This window comes from Nonomuraea sp. NPDC051298 (assembly GCF_055586305.1).
In genome coordinates this window covers 109546-128929 of sequence record NZ_JBVJIM010000012.1, presented here as the reverse complement: position 1 = coordinate 128929, position 19384 = coordinate 109546, and the positions used below count along the sequence as shown (strand labels likewise).

The window sequence follows — 19384 nt, the reverse complement described above, 5'->3', positions numbered from 1 at the left end:
CCCGAAGCGGGACGGCCGGGGCGCGGGCGGTCCGTCAGGCGGACGCCGACGCGGAGCATCGCCACGCCTTCGGCCCCATGAGCGCGATCGGGGCCAGCGAGGCGGCCGCGAGCACGATCGTGACGCCGAACGCGTACCAGAAGGGGTGCTCGACGCCCGTCCTGGTGAAGACCTGCAGCAGCACCGCGAGCACGGCGACCCCGAGCGGGGCGGCGAGGCGTACCGCGATCGTGCTCAACGTGGTCGCGGCCGGTATGGTCACCGGCTCCAGCGTCCTGAACGCGGCCGCCATCAGCGAGGTCGACACCAGCCCGTGCCCGAGGCCCAGGACGAACATCGGCACGGGGCCCGCGAAGGCGGCGAATCCCGCGATGCCCGCGACCGCCACGACCACGCCCGCCGCGCCGACGCCGCGCGCTCCCCTGGCGTCGGCGAGTTTGCCCGCGAGCGGGGTCGTGATCGCCGCCCCGATGCCCATCGGGGCCATCAGCAGGCCGGCCTCCAGCGCGGTCCCGCCCTGGGTGAGCTGGCTGTAGAGGGGGACGAGCACGGTGAAGCCGAACATCGCCGCCGAATAGCACACGAGCGCCGTCACCGCCGTGGCGAACGCCCTGTTCCCGAAGAGCCGCAGGTCCAGCAGCGTCTCCGTGCTCCGCAGGGCCCGCACCGCGAACGCGGCGAGCAGCGCCACCCCGGCCCACAGCGCGGGATGCAGGGGCGAGGCCCCGTTGCCGATCTCGGCCAGGCCGTAGACCACCGCCGCCAGCCCCGGCGACAACACCGCCAGCCCCGGCACGTCGAGCCGCCGCGGGCTCGCGGCCGGCGTACGCGGCAGCAGCACGTACGCCGCCACCAGCGCCACCGCGCACACCGGCACGTTGACCAGGAACAGCCACCGCCAGCCCGGCCCCTCCACGATCACCCCGCCCAGCGGCGGCCCGAGCACCGGCGCCAGCATGGCGGGCACCGAGATCGCGGCCATCGCGCGCCCCATGCGCTCCTTGCCCGCCGCCTGGGCCAGCATCATCTGGCCCACCGGCAGCAGCAGCCCGCCGCCCAGCCCCTGCACCGCGCGGAAGGCGACCAGGCTCCCGACCGACCAGGCGGCGGCGCTCAGCGCGGACCCCGCGACGAACAGCACGAGCGAGACCAGCCACACCCTCCTGCCGCCGAACCTGCCCACCGCCCACCCCGTGACCGGCACCGTCATCGACAGGGCCAGCAGGTAGCCGGTGACCGCCCACTGCATGGTGGCGAACGTGGCGCGGAACTCGCTGGTCAGGACGCCGAGCGCGACGTTGACGATCGTGGTGTCGAGCATCGTCATGACGACGCCGAGGAGGACGACCAGGCCGGTGGCCCAGAGCGGGGTTCGTACGCTGTATCGCATGTCGTACACCGTAGCACTTCCGTACGGTGTCTAGAATCGGGCGGGTGAGCTCGATCTGGTCGCGTCCCTCGCCACCCCGCCGCCCGGCGCTGACCAGGGAGGCGATCGTGTCCGCGGCCGTCGCGGTCGCCGACGCGGAAGGGCTGGCCGCGGTCTCGATCCGGCGCGTGGCCGCCGAGCTGGACGCGCGGGCGATGACGCTCTATTCCTACATCGAGCGCAAGGAGGACCTGCTCGCGCTGATGCTCGACGAGGTGAGCGCGGAGGTGCTGGTCGAGGAGCCGCTGCCGTCCTCGTGGCGGGAGGCGTTGCTGCTGATGGCCCGGCGGGAGCGCGAGCTGGTGCGGCGCCACCCGTGGCGGGTGGAGCTGATCTCCCAGCGGGTGGCGGTGGGGCCGAACGGGCTGCGGCACGTGGAGCAGAAGCTGTCCGCCTTCGACGGGCTCGGCCTCGACCGGCTGACGTGCTGGCGGTTCCTGGCGGTGTTCAACGACTACATGACCGGGTTCGTGATCAGGGAGGCGCTCGAACGGGGAGCGCCCAGGTCCGAGGGGATCAACGACGAGGAGCGGGCCGCGCTGGCGGAGCCGTACATCGGGGAGCTGGTCGCGGGCGGGGAGTTCCCGCGGCTCGCGCCGATGATCGAGGAGGGGGTACGCGGCGCGGACGACAACTTCGAACGCGGCCTCAACCTGGTGCTCGACGGCATCGAAGGCGTGCTCCCTCAGACATAGAGCCGTCTGACGGCAGCCCCGGCCGCGCACCCGCGGGCCGTGCCCCCGCCGCGCCTCCGCCGCGCCTCCGCCGTGTCCCCGCCGTGATCGAGCCTGCGATCTGCCGACAGCGGAAACCCCCGAAACCACCTCTGAGGTGACGGCAAGCTGGGTGAATGACGAAGTTCTCCGTTCAAGCCGACCCTGCCGTCGTCGATTCCTGGACCGACCTGGCGCGACGATGCGAGGCCATCGGAGTTGACGCGTTGCTCGCCCCCGACCACCCCGGCGTCGCGGCCTCGCCGTTCGTCGCGCTGGCCGCGGCGGCCTCGGTCACCTCGGAGATCGGCCTGGGCTCCTACGTGTCGAACGCGGGGATCCGCGAGCCCATCCTGCTCGCCACCGACCTCGCCACTCTTGACGTGCTGTCCGGCGGCCGGGCCCGCCTCGGGCTGGGGGCGGGCCACACGCCCGCCGAGTGGGAGGCGGTCGGTCGCAGCCGCCCGGACGTCGGGGGCCGGGTGCGGCGGTGTGTGGCCGTGGCCGAGGCGGTTCGCGCGCTGCTGGACGGCCAGGAGGTCGACGTCGACACGCCGGAGCTGGTGGCCCGCTCTGCCCGGCTGGAGCGGCCGAGACCCGTGCAGGCGAAGATCCCCTTGACCATCGGCGGCAGCAACGCACGGCTGCTGCGCTGGGCCGGCGAGCATGCCGACACGGTCGGCCTCACCGGCTTCGGGCGCACACTCGGCGACGGCCACAACCACGAGGTGCGCTGGCGGGCCCACGAGCTGGAGGCGCAACTCGACCACGTCGCCGCGGGAGCGGCAGGGCGGGCGGCGGCTCCGGCCCTCGAGGCTCTCGTCCAGCGCTTCCAGGTGACCGACGACGCCGGCGCCGCGGTCGCGGACCTCGCCCGGAGCCTCGGGATGACCGAGTCGGAGGCGCTGGCCGCGCCGTTCGTGCTCGTCGGCACGGAGGACGAGATCCTGGCCGCCGTACGGGAGCACGAAAGGCGCTGGGGCATCACGCGCTACGCGGTACGCGCGGGCGCACTTGACGCGCTGACCACGATCCTGCCCAAGCTGCAGAAGGACTGAAGTGGTCCGCGCCGTCGTCGCGGTCACGGTGCTGCTGCTGGCTGTCGGGTCGGCGGCGCCGGGCGACCTCCCCGTGCCGCACACCGAGGTGCGGGCTCCGCTGTCAGCCCTGGCCCCTGCCGCGCCGCCGCCCGGCCTCCACCTGGAGTCCGTCTCCACCCACTCGCTCATCGGAGGCGACGACCTCGCCGTCTACGGCCGTCCCGGCGAGGTGCTGCACGGACGGCTGCTGACGGCCCTCTATCACGCCAGTGCCGACTGGGCGGGCGCGCAGCCGCGCGGGGGCCGCCCGCTGCCCGGCGGACCTGCGGACGCCGAGATCGGCGGGACGGGCCCGCATCGGTGGATCACCTGGCCGGTCCGGCCGTTCGGCGCCATGGAGTCCGTCTTCTACGGGGTGCTCGGGCGCGGCCTGTCGGACGGCGAGCTCATCCGGGCCGCGAAGGCGCTCGTCCAGAACGGTTCGCGGCCGACCATCGGTACCGAGGGCGTGCCGAGCGACCTGGGCCCGCTCGCGTCCGGCGGGATAAGCCTGGGCCAGTTCTGGGAGATGTCCCCGGGGGCCGGAACGACGCTCACGTGGAGCGACCGCCGGTCGGGCGCCCGGCTGGAGCTGACCCTGGTCCGCCACACCCCGCTCGCGGAGGCGCTGATGGGCGCCCTGTCTCCTGGCAGGCCACGACCGATGCGGGGTGTGACGGGCGCGGCCGGGCCGCCGCCGTTCGCCGAGTCGTACGACCGGACCCCCACGGCCCGCGTCTGGCGGGAGAAGGACACGCTGGCCGTCCTGCGCGCCGAGGGGGTTCCGGAGGAGGACGTCGATGCCTTGGTGGAAGGGCTGCGGGAGGTGGACGCACGCGACCTCGACCGGATCCGCGCCACGGTGACCGCCTATCCGGCGCGGAAGCTGCTCGACGCAGGTCTGCGGATGGCCGCCTCCGGCCGCACCGCGACGGGCGTATGGGCGGTGGGCGTCAAGGAGCGCGACGACCGCGTGCAGGTGAGCTTACGCTCCGTGGGCGGCGATCACAGTCTTGACAGCGACGGTGACGTCAACCCCGACGACCTGCGGGGCGCGATCGAGATCGTGAGCGGCATCGGCATCACTCTCGACCGGCACGTCCCGGTCGGGGCCGTCCGGAGCGATGTCGCGCGTCTGGAGATCGAGGGCCCACCCGGTAGGCGAGCGTCCACCGTGGTGCTCGGGCCGCCATCGGTGCCTGGCGGGCGAAGGTGGTTCGCCGTCGCCGAGGGAGTCGACCCGTTCGCGGCCGTTTTCGTCGCGTACGACGCGAAGGGCAAGGTCCTGGACAGGAGGACCATCTTCTACTAGCTCTCAGGCTCACTCTGGTTCCACGTGGTGAAGGTCATGGTCCCCGGCCTGCAACCGCTGTACGCGGACGAGAGCCTGCCCATGCTCGGCGGCCACCGGGTCTACGCCGAACACCCCGACGCGCCCTGCGCCTGCCCCCGAGGGCCCGAGGACCTCGATCGCGAACCGCATCCGTACCCGTGAGGTGGGCAGCCGTCAGGGCAGTGGTCAGGGTCGGGGCCAGTGTCGTGGCCAGGTTCCTGGCGGGCCGCCGGGCGACAACCGGTAGCGGGGCGCTTCGCAGATCCACTCCAGGTTGGCGTGCGGGAGCGCGAGGTAGGCGCAGGCGACCTTGCTGGCCGCGCGGGCGGCGCCGTGGGACAGGCCGAGGTCGCGGTAGGCGGCGGGCAGCGCGCGGGCGGCCAGGGTCAGGTCGCGTTCGCGGACGGCGATGCGGTCGATCACCCAGGAGACGGCCATCGGAAGGGACAGCCCGCGATGGTATCGGGCGGCCAGGACGTAGTTGGACAGATCCGCCTCGCGCTGGTCCTTGTCCAGGGTGAGCACGTCGTTCATCCAGGTGGAGACGTCGTTGGCGGCGTCGGCGAGGGCGCTCCAGGCCGGCAGCGCCATCAGCGCCGGGGACAGCTCGGTGCCGAGGACGGCCTCGCCGGCGTCGAAGATGAACGAGGCGGAGGCGACCCGGCGGTGGCGCGGATATTCGGCCAGCGGGCTGAACCGTCCGGTCCGCCTGGCGCGGGCCTCCCAGTGGGTGCTGTGCCGGTTGAGCTCCAGGTGGGCGCGGAACCGTGCGCGCCAGGCGGGGCCCATCCGCGCCGCCGTGACCAGCCAGAGCTGGGTGAAGGCGGCTTCCATGGGGTCGGCGCGCACGGGCTCGCGATCGTGGTCGACCACCTGGAGCAGCCGGTCGTAGGTGTGGTCGATCTGCCCGGGGGCGGGGCAGGACCGTTCGTCCCAGTGGTCGTCGAGCAGCACGACCCAGGTGAGCCAGCGTGTGAACAGCACCAGCTTGTCGTCGCTGGAGTCGGTGAACACCCTCCCGGCCATGCGGTGGCCGCACAAGGCGTGCAGCCGCCGGACCTCCGCGGGCGTGTCGGTCAGCCCGGACTCCTCGGCCCAGCGCAGCACCTCCCGGCCGGCCGCCTCGGTGCGCGGATGCATACGGCACCGGCCGGCCAGGGCGGGGACGCGCTGAAGCAGGGATGCCAGATGAGGCCGGGCATCGACCGGGGTCGTCGTCATGCGGCGGGGAGCCTGCCGAAGAAGAGGTTGCCGACCGCGCCGGGATCGGCGGAGGTGTAGTAGTCGCGCACGGCGTGCAGCAGCTCGCCGCGGTCGAGCGCGCCGTCGGCGTCGTGGTCGAGCGCCGCGAAGGCGTGCTCGGTGTCCTGCTCGGAACGGCCGAACGCCTCGTGCACCAACTGCAGCTCCTGCGGCTGGATGAGGCCGTCGTCGTCGGTGTCGGCCAGCGCGAGCACCGCCTCGATCGCCGGGCGGAAGATCGGCTCGAAGCGGTCGCCGTCGATGAACGACGCGATCACCGAAGTGCGGTACTCGTCGGGGGTGATGCTGCCGTCGCGGTCGAGGTCGACGGCGGCGGCGAGGGTGTCCCACAGGTCGTCGAAGGAGTCGGCCACCCGGCGGCCCTGGGCCCCGGCGGGTGAGGCGCCGAAGCCCACGAGCAGCCGGGCGCCCAGGCCCTGCAGGTCGTCACGGGTGATGACGCCGTTGCCGTCGACGTCGATGTGGCCGAACGACCGGTCTATCTTGAGCACCTGCAGATCAGTGGCCATACGCCGTCCCTTCGCCGGTGGTGCGATTTCCGGACCTCACCTTACGCATTCGGCGAAGCACGCTAGGTACCCGTCCGGTGACAAGATCGTTACCCGGCGACGGCAGCGCTCCGACCGCCGCGCTACTGGCAGGAGCGCGGCGGTCGCGGGTCAGGCCAGGAACAGCGTGGCGATCGCCGGGCCGAACGCGGCGCCGAGCAGATAGGCCAGATTGAACAGGCCCATCGCGGCCGGCCGTGACGGCTCCGGCACGGCGGCCCCGGCACGCGTGGCCAGCGCCCCCTGGCCGGAGGCCGCCGCGATCGAGGTGAGGGCCTGGGCGCCGAGCAGCGCGAAGGGCGCCGTCGACAGCCCGGCCAGGACGATCCCCGCCCCGGCCGTCACGGGAAAGAGCAGGGCGACGAACCTGAACGGCGTCCTCGCCGTGACCGCGATCACGACGTACGACGAGATCCCGCCGAACAGCAGCGGCCAGGTGATGGCCAGGCCGACCTGCTGGCCGCTCCAACCGGCCCGCTCGGTCAGCAGCGGCGGCAGGGCGTACATCGTGCCGAAGTTGACCACCGCCAGCAGGAACGCCGTCCCCGCCGCCACCAGGAACACCGGAGAGCGCACCACCGCCGCCGGTACGAACCCGTCCGGCCGCCGCCGCAGCCACCCGGCGCACGCCACCCCGGCGGCCACCGCGACGGGGACGGCCACCTGCCAGGCATGCGGCACGAACACCAGCGCCGTGACCAGCGCGGTCAGCAGCGCCGCGCCGGGCGCGTCGAACCGGGCGGCGGACAGCGCCGTGACCGGCCGGCGGCGCAGCACGGGAGCCACGGCGAGCAGGCTGAGCACGGGCAGCGCCAGCGCGGCGGGCCAGCCCAGCAGGTCCGCGACCACGTCGCCCGCCAGCGGCGCGGCCGAGCCGACCGTCGCCAGCGACGCCGCGACCAGCCCCATCGCGCGAGCCGAGCGCGCGAGACTCATCGCGATGGTGGTGAACCCGGCCGTGCCGAGCCCCTGGAGGGCGCTGCCGGTGACGAGGACCGGCAGCACCGGCGCGGCCAGGACCAGGACCCCGCCCAGCAGCACCAGCGCGGCGCAGACGACCAGCGCCGTACGGGTGCCGCGGCGGCTCTGCAGGCCCGCCATGAGCGGGGTGCCGACCGCGATGGCCCAGCCGAACGCGGTGACGATCCACGTCACCGTGGCGGGCGTGAGGACGAGGTCGCGGGCGACGTCCTGGAGGATCAGGGCGGGCCCGGCGATGCCGAACGACAACGGCCCGGCCAGCACCGCCAGCCACCCGGCGGGAACCCCGGACCCCGCCCCGCCCGCCGGACCACCGCCCGGCCCGTCCAGGGTGTCGCCGTCCGGCCTGCCCGCCGGACCGCCGCCGGGAGCGCCCGCGCCGCCGCCCGGCTCGCCCGCCGGGCTCGTGCGGTCCTCCAGCCGGGGCGCCGGGTCGCCGGTCATCGGGGAGTCCCTTCCGCCAGGGCCGGGTAGTCGGTGTAGCCGCGGTGGTCGCCGCCGTAGAAGGTGGCGGGGTCGGCCTCGGCGTACGGGCCGCCTGCCGCGATCCGCGCGGGCAGGTCGGGGTTGGCCAGCCACAGCCGCCCGAAGGCGATCGCGTCCGCGAGCCCGGAGCGCACCGCCTCGGCGCCCTCCTCGGCCCGCGCGGGGGAGTCGTCGCTCCGGGGATGCGGGTTGAGGATCAGCGTGCCCGGCCACTCGGCGCGCAGCCGCTTGGTGACGGCGCGCGTGTCGTTCTCGGAGACGTGCAGGTACGCCAGGCCCAGCGGCGCGAGCGCGCGGGCCAGCTCGGCGTAGAGGGTCTCGGGGTCGCTCTCGTCCATGCCGTTGTAGGTGATCCCCGGCGAGATCCGGATCCCGGTACGCGCGCCCCCGATCGCATCCGCGACCGCCCGGGCCACCTCCACGGCGAACCTGACGCGTCCCGCCACCGAACCGCCGTAGGCGTCGGCGCGCCGGTTGGTGTGGTCCGACAGGAACTGGTGGATCAGGTACCCGCTGGCGCCGTGCAGCTCGACCCCGTCGAACCCGGCGCTCAGGGCGTACCGGGCGGCGGTGGCGAAGTCCTCGACGGCGCGGTCGATGTCCGGCATGGTCATCTCGCGCGGCGTGGGGTGCTCCAGCAGCCCTTCCGGGGTGTACAGCCGCTCGCCCGAGGGGATCGGCGACGGCGCCACCGGCAGTTCGCCGCCGGGGTAGAGCACGGGGTGGCCGATCCGCCCTGAGTGCATGAGCTGGACGAAGACGCGCCCGCCGCCCCGGTGCACCTCGCCGGTGACGCGCCGCCAGGCCGCCGCCTGTTCCGGCGCGTGCAGGCCGGGGGTGTCGATGTAGCCCTGCCCGATCACGCACGGCTGCGTGCCCTCGGTGATGATCAGGCCCGCGCCGGCGCGCTGGCCGTAGTACTCGGCGGTCAGCTCGTGGACCAGGCCGCCGCGGGCACGGCTGCGGGTCATCGGCGCCATGACGAGGCGGTTGGGCAGGGTCAGGTCCCCCACGGTCACCGGCTGGAGGAGTTCGTTCACGTCTGTCTCCCATGTGCGTACGGGTGTTCGTGCCGGTCCGACGCTATGGACGGGGAATTACTCGCCGAATCGGTACAGTTTCCGTATCTGGCTACGGAAGGTGTGCCGTACGTACGTACCTAAGGACAGGGGAGGGCCGGTGCTCTACGGCAGGGCGGGCGAGCAGGCGGCGATCAGGGACCTGGTCGATGCGACGCGCGCCGGCCGGAGCGGTGGCCTCGTCGTGCGCGGCGAGCCGGGGATCGGCAAGTCGACGCTGCTGACCTGGGCCGCCGAGTACGCCCGCGGCGCGGGGCTGACGACGCTCCGCGTCACCGGCGTCGAGGCGGAGGCCGACCTGGCGTTCGCGGGCCTGGTCCAGTTGGTCTGGCCGGTGCGCGACCGGCTCGACGCGCTGCCGGATCCGCAGGCGCGGACGCTGCGCGCGCTGCTCGGTGCCGGGGACCCGGCGGGAGGCGACCGGTTCCTGTCGGGGCTGGCGGTGCTGACGCTGCTGGCGGAGGTGGCCGATGACGGCCCGGTGCTGTGCCTGGTGGACGACGCGCAGTGGCTGGACCGGGCGAGCGCCGACGCGCTGCTGTTCGCCGCGCGCCGGCTGGCCGCGGAAGGGGTGGCGATGGTGTTCGCGACCCGGGAGGAGGGCCTGCCCGCGACGGGGCTGCCGGAGCTGCGGCCCGCGCGGCTGCCGTCCGAGGACGCCGCGCGGCTGCTGGAGGATCGGGGGCTCACGCCCCCCTCGCGTGAGCAGGTGATCGAGGAGTCGGCGGGCAACCCGCTGGCGCTGATCGAGTTCGCCGCGGCACAGCGCCGCCACCACACCGTCGCGGGGCCCCTGCCGGTGACCGACCGGGTGCTCGCGTCCTTCCGGGCGCGGATCGGGCGGCTGCCGGAGCAGACCCGCCTGATGATGCTGACGGCCGCCGCCGAGGCGCGCGGCCACCTGCCGACGCTGCTGGGGGCCGCCGAGGCGCTGGGCGTGGGCTTGGAGCACCTGGCGGAGGCCGAGAAGGCCGGGCTCGTCGAGGTCAGCGCGAACGTGGTCGCCTTCAGCCATCCGCTCATCAGCACCGCCGCCTACCACGGCGCGCCGCTCGCGCGGCGGGTCGCCGTGCACCAGGCGCTCGCGGACGCGGCGACCGACGCGGACTGCCGGGCCCGTCACCTCGCCGCCGCCAGCACCTCCGCCGACGAAGGGGTCGCCGCGGAGGTCGTCCGCGCCGCCGAGCGCGCCCGCGCCCGCACCGCGCACGCGACCGCGGCGGGCCTGTACGAGCAGGCCGCGAACCTCTCTCCCGGCCTGCGCGACCGCGCCTCCCGGCTGGGCGAGGCGGCCGCGCTCGCGCTGTCGGCCGGGCACGCCGCGCAGGCGGCGCACCTGGCAGCCCAGGCCGAGGGCCTGGTGGACGATCCCGCGTCGCTGGTCAGGCTGGCGCCCGTGCGGGCGGCCGTGGAGTTCGAGCTGGGCGAGCGCCGCCGCGCCGCCCGGGTGCTGGTCGAACGCTCCGCGCACGCCGACGCCGACGCCGACTCGGCCGTCACCATGCTGCGCACCGGCGCCGGATACGCCTGGTTCAGCGGCGACAGGGACGCCCTCAGGGACGCCGCGGGACGGCTCCACGCGTTGAACCGGCCCGACCCGATGGTGCTGGGGATGGCGCGGCTGATGGAGGAGGACTACGCGCGCGGGCTGCCGCTGCTGGCGGAGTTCATGGCGAACGCGTCCCGCTCCCTGTCGTTCGACGGGGCGACGGCGCCGCCCGCCGACACCACCATGACCTGGGCCACCTTCTGCGCCATGATCCTCGGCGACGACGCCTCCGCCCGCGACCTGGCCGAGGCCCAGGCCGCGCACTGCCGCCGTCACGGGCTCGTGGGCGCGCTGCCGCAGGTGCTCCAGGACCTGGCCGGCGCGCAGGTGCAGGCAGGACGGCACCGCGACGCCGAGGACTCCGTGGCCGAGGCCATCAGGATCGTCCACGCCGCGGGCCTGCGGCAGCGCGTACCGCGGCTGAACTCGGTCCTGGCCAGGGTCGCCGCCATCGAAGGGGACGAGGAGCGCTGCGTACGCCTCGCGGGCGGTGAGCCCGACACCGGCGGCATCAGCGGCCTCGTCGCCCTCAGCCTGCTCGACCTCGGGCTGGGCCGGTACGAGGCGGCGCTGGAGCGGCTGGAGACGGCCACGCGGGGGCCGCTGCGGCACGCCTCCGCCCTGGTGGCCGCGGGCGCCGACCAGGCCGAGGCCGCCGTACGGCTGGGCGCGCAGGACCGGGCCGAGGAGCCGCTGCGCCGGTTGGAGGCGTGGGCGCGGGCCGGCCGGCAGCCGTGGGCGCACGCGCTCACCGCTCGCGTCCAGGCCCTGCTGACCGACGACGAGGACGACTACCTGCGCGCCCTCGGCTTCCACGAGAACGCGGGCAGGCCGTTCGAACAGGCGCGCACCCAGTTGCTCTACGGCGAGTGGCTGCGCCGCGCCCGCCGACGTGGCGACGCGCGGGCGTCCCTGCGCGACGCGCTGAAGACGTTCGAACGGCTCGGCGCGGCCCCCTGGCTGGAGCGGGCGCGTACCGAGCTGAAGGCGACCGGGGAGACTCTCGTCCCGGCCGAGCCGACCGCCGCCAACCCGCTGGACCGGCTCACCTCCCAGGAGCACCAGGTGGTCCGGCTGGCCGCGGACGGCGGCACCAGCAGGGAGATCGCCGCCCAGCTCTTCCTCAGCCCGCGCACCGTCGAGCACCACCTCTACCGCGCCTTCCGCAAGCTCGGCATCCGCTCCCGCCGCGAACTGTCGCGCCTCGACCTGGCCTGACCGTCCGCACCGCGGTCAACAGTCCCGGGGTTCAGGCGGCCGGGGCCAGGAGGTCGGTCAGCTCGGTCAGGGACGTGATGCGGGGGAAGCCCGCGGGCGCGGGTTCGGCGCCGAGGCGGTCGAGCCAGACCGAGCGCATCCCGGTCACCGCCGGGCCCGTCACGTCGTTGTCCACGTCGTCGCCCACCAGCACGACCTCGTACGGCTCCAGCCCCAGCGCCGCGGCGGCCCCCGTGTAGGCCGCGGGCGCGGGCTTGGCGTGGCCTTCCAGGACCTCGCGCGTCAGCACCGGCCCGACCAGGCCCTCCAGCCCGATCGCGCGGACCTTGTCCTCCTGCATCTGCTGCACGCCGTTGGTGAGCACCCCGAGCGCGTACCCGCCCAGCTCCGCCACCGTCTTCGCCACGTCGGGGTAGGCCGTCCAGTGCCGCCGGTAGTGACCGACGAAGTCGGCGAAGGCCGCGTCGAGGTCGGCCGGCACGGCGATGTCCAGTTCCGTGCACAGGGCGGCCAGGCGCAGGTGCCGCTGCTCCTGCACCGAACAGCGGCCCTCCTGCCACATCGCCAGGTACGGCTCCTCCAGAGCGGTCCACAGCGCGGGCACCTCCGGCAGGCGCGGATGTCCTGGCGCCCGCGCCTCCAGCCAGGCCACGATCCCGGCGTCGGCCGCGCCGCGATGGTCGAGCAGCGTGCCGTCGAGGTCGAACAGGACGCCCTTGACGGGGGAGCGGCGGCCGGTCACCGGGCGGCTCCCGCGGCTATCCGGGTCGCCGTCTCGCGGGGCGGGTAGCCGAGGGTGAGGCCGCGCACCGACAGCGCGGCCTGCGCGAAGAGGGCCTCGGCGTGCTCGCTCAGCACGTACGACAGCGCGGGCGAGCAGGACCGGTGCGCCTCCAGCGCCTGCGCCTCCCGCTCGGCCGGCTCGCGCGGCAGCGCCTCACGGTAGTCGGAGATCAGCGCGTCGAGGTCGAAGAGCTGCGCGTACCGCTCCGACGTGCCCGCCACCACCCGCACCAGGTCGTCCTCCGTCTGCTGCGCGCGGTAGACGAGGTTCGTGCCGCCGCTCTTGGCGAACCAGTGCATCGCCTCGTCGACCGGCAGGGTGAAGGCCCCGTACGGCTTGCGCCCGTACAGCAGGGCCTCGGCGATCCACCGGTCGCACCACCACCCGTCGAGGTACGGCGTCGGCGCCCGGCGGTCGACGGTCAGGCCCTGTGCCAGCACCGGGTTCCAGGCCGACACCATGGGGCTGCTGAACCGCGGCATGAGCGGGCCGCGCCAGTGGCTGAGCGCGTGGCCGTACCAGACGGTCACGACCTCGACCCGGCGGCGGGGGAGGGGACGCTCGTAGGTGCCGTTCATGACCTGGCCGTCGTCGGGGTGGCGCCACGGGCCGGGATCGAGGGCTGTTCCCGGAGGGATCGGCGGGGTCCGGTAGTCGGGATGGAGGCTCCACGTGTCCGGCACGGTCCCTGCCTTTCCGATCCGCGTATGCGCAGCGTGTCAGGCCACTAGAGTGGCCATCGTGCATCAGCCGTCACTCCGTTGCAATAGACCGGTTGCAAACGCTGATTATTGTCATCGGCGGCTGTGACAGACGTATGCAGTTGAGCGTCGTGGCGGCCCGGCTGTCCGCGCTGCGGGCCGGGAGCCGTCTGTCGATGAAGTCCGCGGCCCAGGCCGCCGGGCTCAACACCTCCACCATCTTCCGCATCGAGCACGGTCTCGTGGCGCCGCGCGAGGCGACCGTGCGCATCCTCCTGGAGCTGTACGGGGAGGGCGAGCACGCGCCGCGCCTGCTGTCGTTGCTGCGCGAGGAGCGGGTGCCCGGCTGGTACGACGCGCCCGGCGTGCCGCTGGGCCACTCGGCGTTCCTGGAGCTGGAGGACCGGGCCCAGATCGTCTACACCTACTGCCCGCGGCAGGTGCCGCCGCTGCTCCAGACGCCCGCGTACGCGCTGGCCGTCGCGCTGGCCACGCTGCCCGTCGGCGTCCCGTACGAGGAGCGGGCCACGTACGAGGGGGCCGCGAGCGCCGCGGGGCTGGTCGCGGCCCGGCAGCGGGTCCTCGACCGGCACGGGGGGCCGCGCCTGTGGGCGGTCCTCGACCGGACGGCGCTGCTCGACCCGCCGCTGTGCCGGGCCGAGGACCGGCGCGACCAGATCGACGCGCTCGTCATGGCCGCCAAACAGGAGCACGTCGCCGTGCAGATCGCCCGGCCCGCCGCCGAGTGCGGCTATCTCTACCAGGGGCCGCCGTTCACGCTGCTGCGCTTCGGCGAGCGTGACCGCGCCGACGTGCTGGTGCTGCACCTGCTGCACGCCCCGGTCGTCATCGAGGACCGGCGGCGGGTGGAGGAGCACCAGCAGGCGTTCGCGCGGCTGTCGCTGTCGGCGCTGCCCGTGGACGCCACACCCGACGTGCTGGACGGGGTTCGCGTCGATCCGTGATCCGTGGGGGCGCGGCTCAGTGGTGCCGGCGGAACTCGCCGGCGCGGCGTACGTGCTCGATCATGATGCGTTCCGCGCTCTCCCCGTCGCCGGACTCCAGCGCCGCCAGGATGCTCTCGTGCGCGTCCAACTGGGCCTTGACCTGCGTCTCGTCCAGCCACAGCGACGCCTCGGCGGGCACGGGGAAGCTGTTGCGCACCGACCTGGCGTGCGCGCCCAGGAAGGCGGGCCCGCCGATGTCGACGATGCGCAGGTGGAACCGCCTGCTCTGGTCGCCCAGCCGTTCCGTCCTGCCCTGTGAGGCGTCCGCCGCCATCGCGGCGTGCAGTTCGCGCAGCCCGGCCAGCTCCTCCGCGGTGATCCGCTCCGCCGCCAGGCGCGCTCCCAGCCCTTCGACGACCGAGCGCAGCCCGTAGTACTCGGCCAGCGCCTCGTCCCCGAGATCCACCACGGTGGCGCCGTGGTGCGCCTCGTAGCTGATCAGCCGGTCCTTCTCCAGCCTGCGCAGCGCCTCGCGCACCGGGGTGACCGAGACGCCGAGGCGCTTGGCCACCTCTCCGGCCCGCAACGCCGTCCCGCCGGGGATCCGCGCCGTACGGATCTCCTCGAGGAGGACGTTGTAGACGTAGTCGGCCTTGCTCAGGGGCGGCCGCGGGTCGCTGGATGACATATCACCAAGTCTCGCAAAAATTGGTACATCTGTTGACCTATGACATATTTCTTATAAGTTATATCTTCATGACGAGCCTCGACGACCTGCGAGTCATCGACGCGGCGACGCTGTTCGCCGGTCCCTCCGCCGCCATGATGCTGGGCGACTTCGGCGCCGACGTGATCAAGATCGAGCACCCGCGGCGGGGCGACCCCTCGCGCGGGCACGGCGCCTCCGTGGACGGGGTGGGCCTGTGGTGGAAGACGCTGTCGCGCAACAAGCGCACGGCGGCCGTGGACCTGTCGCGGGCCGAGGGGCAGGAGATCCTGCGCCGCCTGGCCGAGCGGTCCGACGTGCTGATCGAGAACTTCCGCCCCGGCACCCTCGAACGCTGGAACCTCGCCCCGGACGACCTCCTGGAGCTCAACCCCCGGCTGATCGTGGCGCGGATGACCGGGTTCGGGCAGTTCGGGCCGATGTCCGGGCAGCCCGGGTTCGGGACGCTGGCCGAGGCCATGAGCGGCTTCGCGGCCATGACCGGCCAGCCCGACGGGCCGCCCACGCTGCCCCCGCTGGCCCTGGCCGACGGCATCGCGGGCCTGGCCATGTCGTACGCCGTCATGGTCGCCCTGCACGCCCGCGAGCGGACCGGGCGTGGACAGGTCATCGACCTGGCCATCATCGAGCCGATCCTCGGGCTGCTCGGGCCGCAGATGAGCGCGTACAAGGCGCTGGGGGTCGTGCCCCGGCGCACCGGCAACCGCTCCAGCAGCAACGCGCCGCGCAACACCTACCGCACGCGCGACGGACGCTGGCTCGCGATCTCCACCAGCGCCCAGGCCATCGCCGAGCGCGTCGTCACCCTCGTGGGCCGTCCCGACCTGGTCGAGCAGCCCTGGTTCGGCAGCGGGCACGGCCGCGTGCAGCACGTGGACGAGCTGGACGAGGCCGTCGCCTCCTGGATCGCCGAGCGCGACGCCGCGGAGGTCATCGCCCGGTTCGAGGAGGCGCAGGCCGCGGTCGCGCCCATCTACGACGTCACCGACCTGGCCGAGGACCCGCAGTACGCGGCGCTGGGCACGTTCGTGGAGGTGCCGGACGAGGAGCTGGGCTCGCTCACCATGCAGAACGTGCTGTTCCGCCTCTCGGACACGCCCGGCGAAATCCGCTGGCCCGGCCGCCCGCTCGGGCGGGACACCGACGAGGTGCTCGGCGAGCTGGACTACCCCGCCGACCGCATCGCCGCGCTGCGCGAGGACGGGGTGATCGCGTGAACGCCCCCGTCACCTGGCTGTACGTGCCCGGGGACCGTCCTGAGCGCTTCGGCAAGGCCGTGGCCTCCGGCGCCGACGTCGTCATCATCGACCTGGAGGACGCGGTCGCCCCCGCCGCGAAGGACGCGGCCAGGCGGAACGCCGTCGCCTACCTGAGCGGCCCCCGAGAGCCCGGGGTCCAGGTGCACGTACGGGTCAACGACCCGGCCACCGCCCGCGGGCGCGCCGACCTGGCCGCGGTCGCGCAGGTCGCCGACGCCGTACGGCTGCCGAAGGTCGAGTCGGCCGCCGTGCTCGACGGGCTCGACGGGGTGCCCGCGTACGCGCTGCTGGAATCGGCGGCCGGCGTCGTCGCGGCCGGGCGCATCGCCGCCCACCCGAACGTGGCGGGCGTGGCGCTCGGCGAGCAGGACCTCGCCGCCGAGCTGGGCATCACCGGCGAGCAGGCGATGAACCACCTCCGGCTCCAGGTCGTGCTGGCCGCCGCCGCGGCCGCGCTGCCGCCCGTGCCCATGTCGGTCTACCCCGACGTCAAGGACGAGGCCGGGCTGCTGGCCTCCTGCCGGGCGGGGCGGGCGCTCGGCCTGTTCGGCCGTACCGCGATCCATCCGCGCCAGATCCCCGTGATCAGGCGGGCCTTCCGGCCGACCGAGGAGGAGGCCGCACGCGCCGCCGAGATCGTGGCGGCGGCGCAGGAGGCCGAACGGACGGGCGTCGGCGCGGTGGCACTGCCCGACGGCCGCTTCGTGGACGCCCCCGTCGTCGCCAGAGCCCGCCGCACCCTGGCCCTCGCCCACCACCTCACCGACCCACCCAGCTCCAGCGGCCCGGACTCATCCGCGTGAGCGCCAGGTACGGGCGCCGGTCCCGCGGTCGGGAAATGCTGAAGAGCAACGCGAAACCCTTTGATCCAGGATCACCATCCCGCTTTCCTCAGCGAACGACCGACAAGAGACTTCGATGAGTGCGAAACATGTAGTCAGGTCGCCACGTGATCTCACCTCTGGTTACGTGAATGATCTCGGATCGCCGCCTCGATCCTGAGGCCGACTCCGACCAGGGAAACTCCGATGAAGATGGCAACCCATAAAGGGGAAGCGCCCCTGGCACCGCCGATATTGACCTGGATCAGCGCGAGGGCGACGCCGGCAACGATAGCGGCACTCCCGATGTGCCCAATTGTGGCAGGACGCGGCACGTCGGCTTTCTGTTCGTCGATTTCAGACATGGCGAACAGCATTTCACGCGGCCACCAGATGGGCGGCCGGGGACGGCTGGGGCGGGGTTTGTCAGGGCGAGGGGGTCCAGCGGGCCGTCAGTTCGGCGTCCTGTGGGGGTGGGCCCGGCAGGTTGCCGTGGGCGGGGGGCACGCGCAGCGCGTCCATCGTCAGCGTCAGGTAGCGGTGGCGCAGTTGCGCCGTACGCTCCTCGTCGCCCAGCCTGATCGAGGCCATCAGCTCGAACAGCAGGGCGACGTCGGCCACCGTCACGTCAGGACGCAGCACCCCCGCTGCCACCGCCCGGTGGTGCGCCGCGACGGCCAGCTCCGAGGCCCTGGTCGAGTCGCGGAACAGTTCCTCGGTGGGGGTGAAGGAGCCCGCCAGCTTGATCGTCAGCGAGTGCACGTCGGCGTCGACGATGCCGCGCAGGTAGCCCGCGAACGCCTCCCACGGGTCGCCGTCGTCGGCCAGCGCCCGCTCGGCGACCTCGATGTAGAGCTTGAGCCCGTCGCCGCACAGCTTCTGCAGCAGGGCCTCCTTGCTGGGGTAGCGGCGGTAGAGCGCGCTGATCCCGACGCCCGCCCGCTCGGCCACGGCCGCGACGGGGGCGCCGGGATCGCCGGTGAACACCGCCCGCGCCGCCCGCAGGATCAACTCGTCGTTACGCGCGGCCTGCGCCTTGCGGCCGTTCATGGGTGCGCTGCTCATATGACCCAGTGTAAGGGAACGTAGGATTCCGTTCTACAAGCTCGCGTCGTCAGGGCCGGATGACCATGCCCGGCTCAGCCCCGCCCGAACCGCGTCACCTTGGAGACCAGCGTCCAAAACTGCTCGATCCCCTGCCCGAGCCGGTGGTACAGCCGCGGCGGGATGTGCGCGAGCAGCGCCGAATGCCGCTGGTTGAGCACCGATTCGAACTGCCGTGGCGGCAGGTCGATGTAGCGCGGGAGGTTCTCGTACCACTGGGCGCTGCGGCGGGCCGCCTTCTGCGAGACCCGGATCGCGGACCTGCGCGCACGCTCGTAGCGGGCCAGCGCCGTCTCCAGCGGTACGTCCCCGTGCAGAGCCGTCACCAGGAACGCGGCGTCGCCCAGCGCCAGGGCGGTGCCCGCGCCGATGGAGTAGTGCGTCGTGTGGGCGGCGTCCCCGACCAGGACGACGTTGTCCCGGTACCACGTCCTGTTGGTGATCGTCCGGAAGTTCAGCCAGTGGGCGCTGCCGTCGGACTGGGTGCGGCCGATCAGCTCGTGCCCGTCCAGCACGTCGGCGAAGAGCTTCTCCAGCAGGGCCAGGGCGTCGGCCTCGCTCGACTCGTCCAGCCCCAGCCCGCGCCAGGTCTCGGGCGCGCACTCGACGATGAACGTGCTGTGGCTCTGGCTGTACGGGTAGCCGTAGCACCACGTCCAGCCGTGCGAGGTCTCGGTGAAGGCGAAGGTGAAGGAGTCGAGCACCTTGGTGGTGCCCAGCCACATGTACGGGTTGCGGCCGACCGCGATCTCGGTGCCGAAGTGCTCGGCGTGCCGGTCGCGCAGCACGCTGTTGACGCCGTCGCCGGCCACGATGAGGTCGAACTCGGTCAGCTCGTGCTCGCTGGTGATCTCCCGGTCGTACTCGATGTTCACGCCGAGGGAGCAGGCCCGTTCGGTGAGGGCGGCGAGCATCCTCCTGCGGCCGACGCCGAAGCCCTCGTCGCCGTTCTCGATCGCCACCGTGGCGCGGTCCTGGACGTGCACGGTCCAGGTGTCCCAGCGCAGCGACGCCTCGCTGATGGCACGGGCGGAGTCGGGGTCGACGTCGTGCAGGTAGCCGAGCAGCTCCTCCCAGTAGGTCACGCCCCAGCCGTAGGTGGAACCGGCCGGGTTGCGCTCGTAGACGGTGATGTCGTGGGAGGGGTCGACCCGTTTCATCAGGATCGAGAAGTACAGGCTGGCGGGTCCGCCGCCGACGCAGGCGACCTTCACAAGAGCTCCTCACCACACGAAATGTCATCAATCCACTACAGAGAGTAGCAGGTGGTGATGAGGCGCCGATGCCGCCCCCCTGCGAGTCCAGGGCTGCGGTGCTGACCATGATCCGCACACCGGTGACCGGGCGCTGGACAGATATAACA

The 19384-nt window shown here is 73.5% G+C and carries 19 protein-coding genes; 8 read left to right on the top strand and 11 right to left on the bottom strand.

Annotated elements, in window-relative coordinates; genetic code table 11:
* Positions 1 to 34: 34 nt before the first annotated feature.
* On the bottom strand, positions 35 to 1390 hold the full coding sequence (locus ACZ6S0_RS30665) for a DHA2 family efflux MFS transporter permease subunit (protein ID WP_465922790.1): 1356 nt from the start codon (positions 1388 to 1390) through the stop codon (positions 35 to 37).
* Between the two features lie 44 nt (positions 1391 to 1434).
* Between ACZ6S0_RS30665 and ACZ6S0_RS30660 the strand changes: the two genes are divergently transcribed.
* The 4 genes from ACZ6S0_RS30660 (at position 1435) to ACZ6S0_RS30645 (ending at position 4716) form a co-directional block, all read left to right on the top strand.
* Positions 1435 to 2124 (top strand): TetR/AcrR family transcriptional regulator, encoded by a 690-nt coding sequence (locus ACZ6S0_RS30660; RefSeq protein WP_465922789.1) that lies wholly within the window; start codon positions 1435 to 1437, stop codon positions 2122 to 2124.
* Positions 2125 to 2279: 155 nt separating this feature from the next.
* On the top strand, positions 2280 to 3200 hold the full coding sequence (locus tag ACZ6S0_RS30655; RefSeq protein ID WP_465922788.1) for an LLM class flavin-dependent oxidoreductase: 921 nt from the start codon (positions 2280 to 2282) through the stop codon (positions 3198 to 3200).
* A 1-nt stretch (position 3201) separates the two neighbouring features.
* The gene (locus tag ACZ6S0_RS30650) at positions 3202 to 4533 is read left to right on the top strand and encodes a hypothetical protein (protein ID WP_465922787.1); all 1332 of its coding nucleotides are present in this window, start codon (positions 3202 to 3204) and stop codon (positions 4531 to 4533) included.
* A gap of 24 nt (positions 4534 to 4557) precedes the next feature.
* On the top strand, positions 4558 to 4716 hold the full coding sequence (locus tag ACZ6S0_RS30645; RefSeq protein WP_465922786.1) for a hypothetical protein: 159 nt from the start codon (positions 4558 to 4560) through the stop codon (positions 4714 to 4716).
* A gap of 24 nt (positions 4717 to 4740) precedes the next feature.
* Here the strand turns inward: ACZ6S0_RS30645 and ACZ6S0_RS30640 are convergent, their stop codons facing one another.
* From ACZ6S0_RS30640 to ACZ6S0_RS30625, 4 genes are all read right to left on the bottom strand, one after another.
* Entirely contained in the window at positions 4741 to 5694 is a 954-nt protein-coding gene (locus tag ACZ6S0_RS30640) for a terpene synthase family protein (RefSeq protein WP_465922785.1), read from the bottom strand.
* Between the two features lie 77 nt (positions 5695 to 5771).
* Positions 5772 to 6326, bottom strand: coding sequence for an EF-hand domain-containing protein (locus ACZ6S0_RS30635; protein WP_465922784.1), 555 nt, complete (start codon positions 6324 to 6326; stop codon positions 5772 to 5774).
* Between the two features lie 150 nt (positions 6327 to 6476).
* Positions 6477 to 7790, bottom strand: coding sequence for an MFS transporter (locus tag ACZ6S0_RS30630; protein ID WP_465922783.1), 1314 nt, complete (start codon positions 7788 to 7790; stop codon positions 6477 to 6479).
* Positions 7787 to 8872, bottom strand: coding sequence for an alkene reductase (locus tag ACZ6S0_RS30625; protein WP_465922782.1), 1086 nt, complete (start codon positions 8870 to 8872; stop codon positions 7787 to 7789). The genes ACZ6S0_RS30630 and ACZ6S0_RS30625 overlap by 4 nt, the downstream gene beginning before the upstream one ends.
* 139 nt (positions 8873 to 9011) lie before the next feature.
* Between ACZ6S0_RS30625 and ACZ6S0_RS30620 the strand changes: the two genes are divergently transcribed.
* On the top strand, positions 9012 to 11678 hold the full coding sequence (locus tag ACZ6S0_RS30620) for an ATP-binding protein (RefSeq protein WP_465922781.1): 2667 nt from the start codon (positions 9012 to 9014) through the stop codon (positions 11676 to 11678).
* Between the two features lie 31 nt (positions 11679 to 11709).
* Here ACZ6S0_RS30620 and ACZ6S0_RS30615 read toward each other — a convergent pair whose 3' ends face one another.
* Complete coding sequence (locus tag ACZ6S0_RS30615; RefSeq protein ID WP_465922780.1) at positions 11710 to 12420, bottom strand: HAD family hydrolase; 711 nt, start codon at positions 12418 to 12420, stop codon at positions 11710 to 11712.
* Positions 12417 to 13145 (bottom strand): hypothetical protein, encoded by a 729-nt coding sequence (locus ACZ6S0_RS30610; RefSeq protein WP_465922779.1) that lies wholly within the window; start codon positions 13143 to 13145, stop codon positions 12417 to 12419. Before ACZ6S0_RS30610 ends, ACZ6S0_RS30615 begins: the two co-directional genes overlap by 4 nt.
* Positions 13146 to 13279: 134 nt before the next feature.
* On the opposite strand from ACZ6S0_RS30610, the gene ACZ6S0_RS30605 reads away from it, so the two are divergent.
* A complete protein-coding gene (locus ACZ6S0_RS30605; protein ID WP_465922778.1) occupies positions 13280 to 14128 on the top strand; it encodes a helix-turn-helix domain-containing protein in 849 nt (282 codons plus the stop codon).
* Between the two features lie 16 nt (positions 14129 to 14144).
* Here ACZ6S0_RS30605 and ACZ6S0_RS30600 read toward each other — a convergent pair whose 3' ends face one another.
* Positions 14145 to 14798 carry a GntR family transcriptional regulator gene (locus ACZ6S0_RS30600; protein ID WP_465922777.1) on the bottom strand — a complete coding sequence of 218 codons (654 nt, stop codon included), beginning with the start codon at positions 14796 to 14798 and terminating at the stop codon, positions 14145 to 14147.
* Positions 14799 to 14866: 68 nt separating this feature from the next.
* On the opposite strand from ACZ6S0_RS30600, the gene ACZ6S0_RS30595 reads away from it, so the two are divergent.
* Together ACZ6S0_RS30595 and ACZ6S0_RS30590 are read left to right on the top strand one after the other, a co-directional pair.
* Positions 14867 to 16054, top strand: a complete 1188-nt coding sequence (locus ACZ6S0_RS30595; protein WP_465922776.1) for a CaiB/BaiF CoA transferase family protein — start codon at positions 14867 to 14869, stop codon at positions 16052 to 16054.
* Positions 16051 to 16899, top strand: a complete 849-nt coding sequence (locus tag ACZ6S0_RS30590; protein ID WP_465922775.1) for an HpcH/HpaI aldolase/citrate lyase family protein — start codon at positions 16051 to 16053, stop codon at positions 16897 to 16899. The genes ACZ6S0_RS30595 and ACZ6S0_RS30590 overlap by 4 nt, the downstream gene beginning before the upstream one ends.
* Positions 16900 to 17051: 152 nt before the next feature.
* Here ACZ6S0_RS30590 and ACZ6S0_RS30585 read toward each other — a convergent pair whose 3' ends face one another.
* From ACZ6S0_RS30585 to ACZ6S0_RS30575, 3 genes are all read right to left on the bottom strand, one after another.
* Entirely contained in the window at positions 17052 to 17282 is a 231-nt protein-coding gene (locus ACZ6S0_RS30585; protein WP_465922774.1) for a hypothetical protein, read from the bottom strand.
* A gap of 61 nt (positions 17283 to 17343) precedes the next feature.
* The gene (locus tag ACZ6S0_RS30580; protein ID WP_465922773.1) at positions 17344 to 17982 is read right to left on the bottom strand and encodes a TetR/AcrR family transcriptional regulator; all 639 of its coding nucleotides are present in this window, start codon (positions 17980 to 17982) and stop codon (positions 17344 to 17346) included.
* Positions 17983 to 18056: 74 nt separating this feature from the next.
* On the bottom strand, positions 18057 to 19235 hold the full coding sequence (locus ACZ6S0_RS30575; RefSeq protein WP_465922772.1) for an FAD-dependent monooxygenase: 1179 nt from the start codon (positions 19233 to 19235) through the stop codon (positions 18057 to 18059).
* Between the last annotated feature and the right edge of the window lie 149 nt (positions 19236 to 19384).

Coding starts and splice junctions, on each gene's coding strand:
- ACZ6S0_RS30665 (WP_465922790.1), bottom strand. CDS start 1,390: ATGCGATACAGCGTACGAACCCCGCTCTGGGCCACCGGCCTGGTCGTC.
- ACZ6S0_RS30655 (WP_465922788.1), top strand. CDS start 2,280: ATGACGAAGTTCTCCGTTCAAGCCGACCCTGCCGTCGTCGATTCCTGG.
- ACZ6S0_RS30640 (WP_465922785.1), bottom strand. CDS start 5,694: ATGCATCCGCGCACCGAGGCGGCCGGCCGGGAGGTGCTGCGCTGGGCC.
- ACZ6S0_RS30635 (WP_465922784.1), bottom strand. CDS start 6,326: ATGGCCACTGATCTGCAGGTGCTCAAGATAGACCGGTCGTTCGGCCAC.
- ACZ6S0_RS30630 (WP_465922783.1), bottom strand. CDS start 7,790: ATGACCGGCGACCCGGCGCCCCGGCTGGAGGACCGCACGAGCCCGGCG.
- ACZ6S0_RS30605 (WP_465922778.1), top strand. CDS start 13,280: ATGCAGTTGAGCGTCGTGGCGGCCCGGCTGTCCGCGCTGCGGGCCGGG.
- ACZ6S0_RS30600 (WP_465922777.1), bottom strand. CDS start 14,798: ATGTCATCCAGCGACCCGCGGCCGCCCCTGAGCAAGGCCGACTACGTC.
- ACZ6S0_RS30595 (WP_465922776.1), top strand. CDS start 14,867: ATGACGAGCCTCGACGACCTGCGAGTCATCGACGCGGCGACGCTGTTC.
- ACZ6S0_RS30585 (WP_465922774.1), bottom strand. CDS start 17,282: ATGTCTGAAATCGACGAACAGAAAGCCGACGTGCCGCGTCCTGCCACA.
- ACZ6S0_RS30580 (WP_465922773.1), bottom strand. CDS start 17,982: ATGAGCAGCGCACCCATGAACGGCCGCAAGGCGCAGGCCGCGCGTAAC.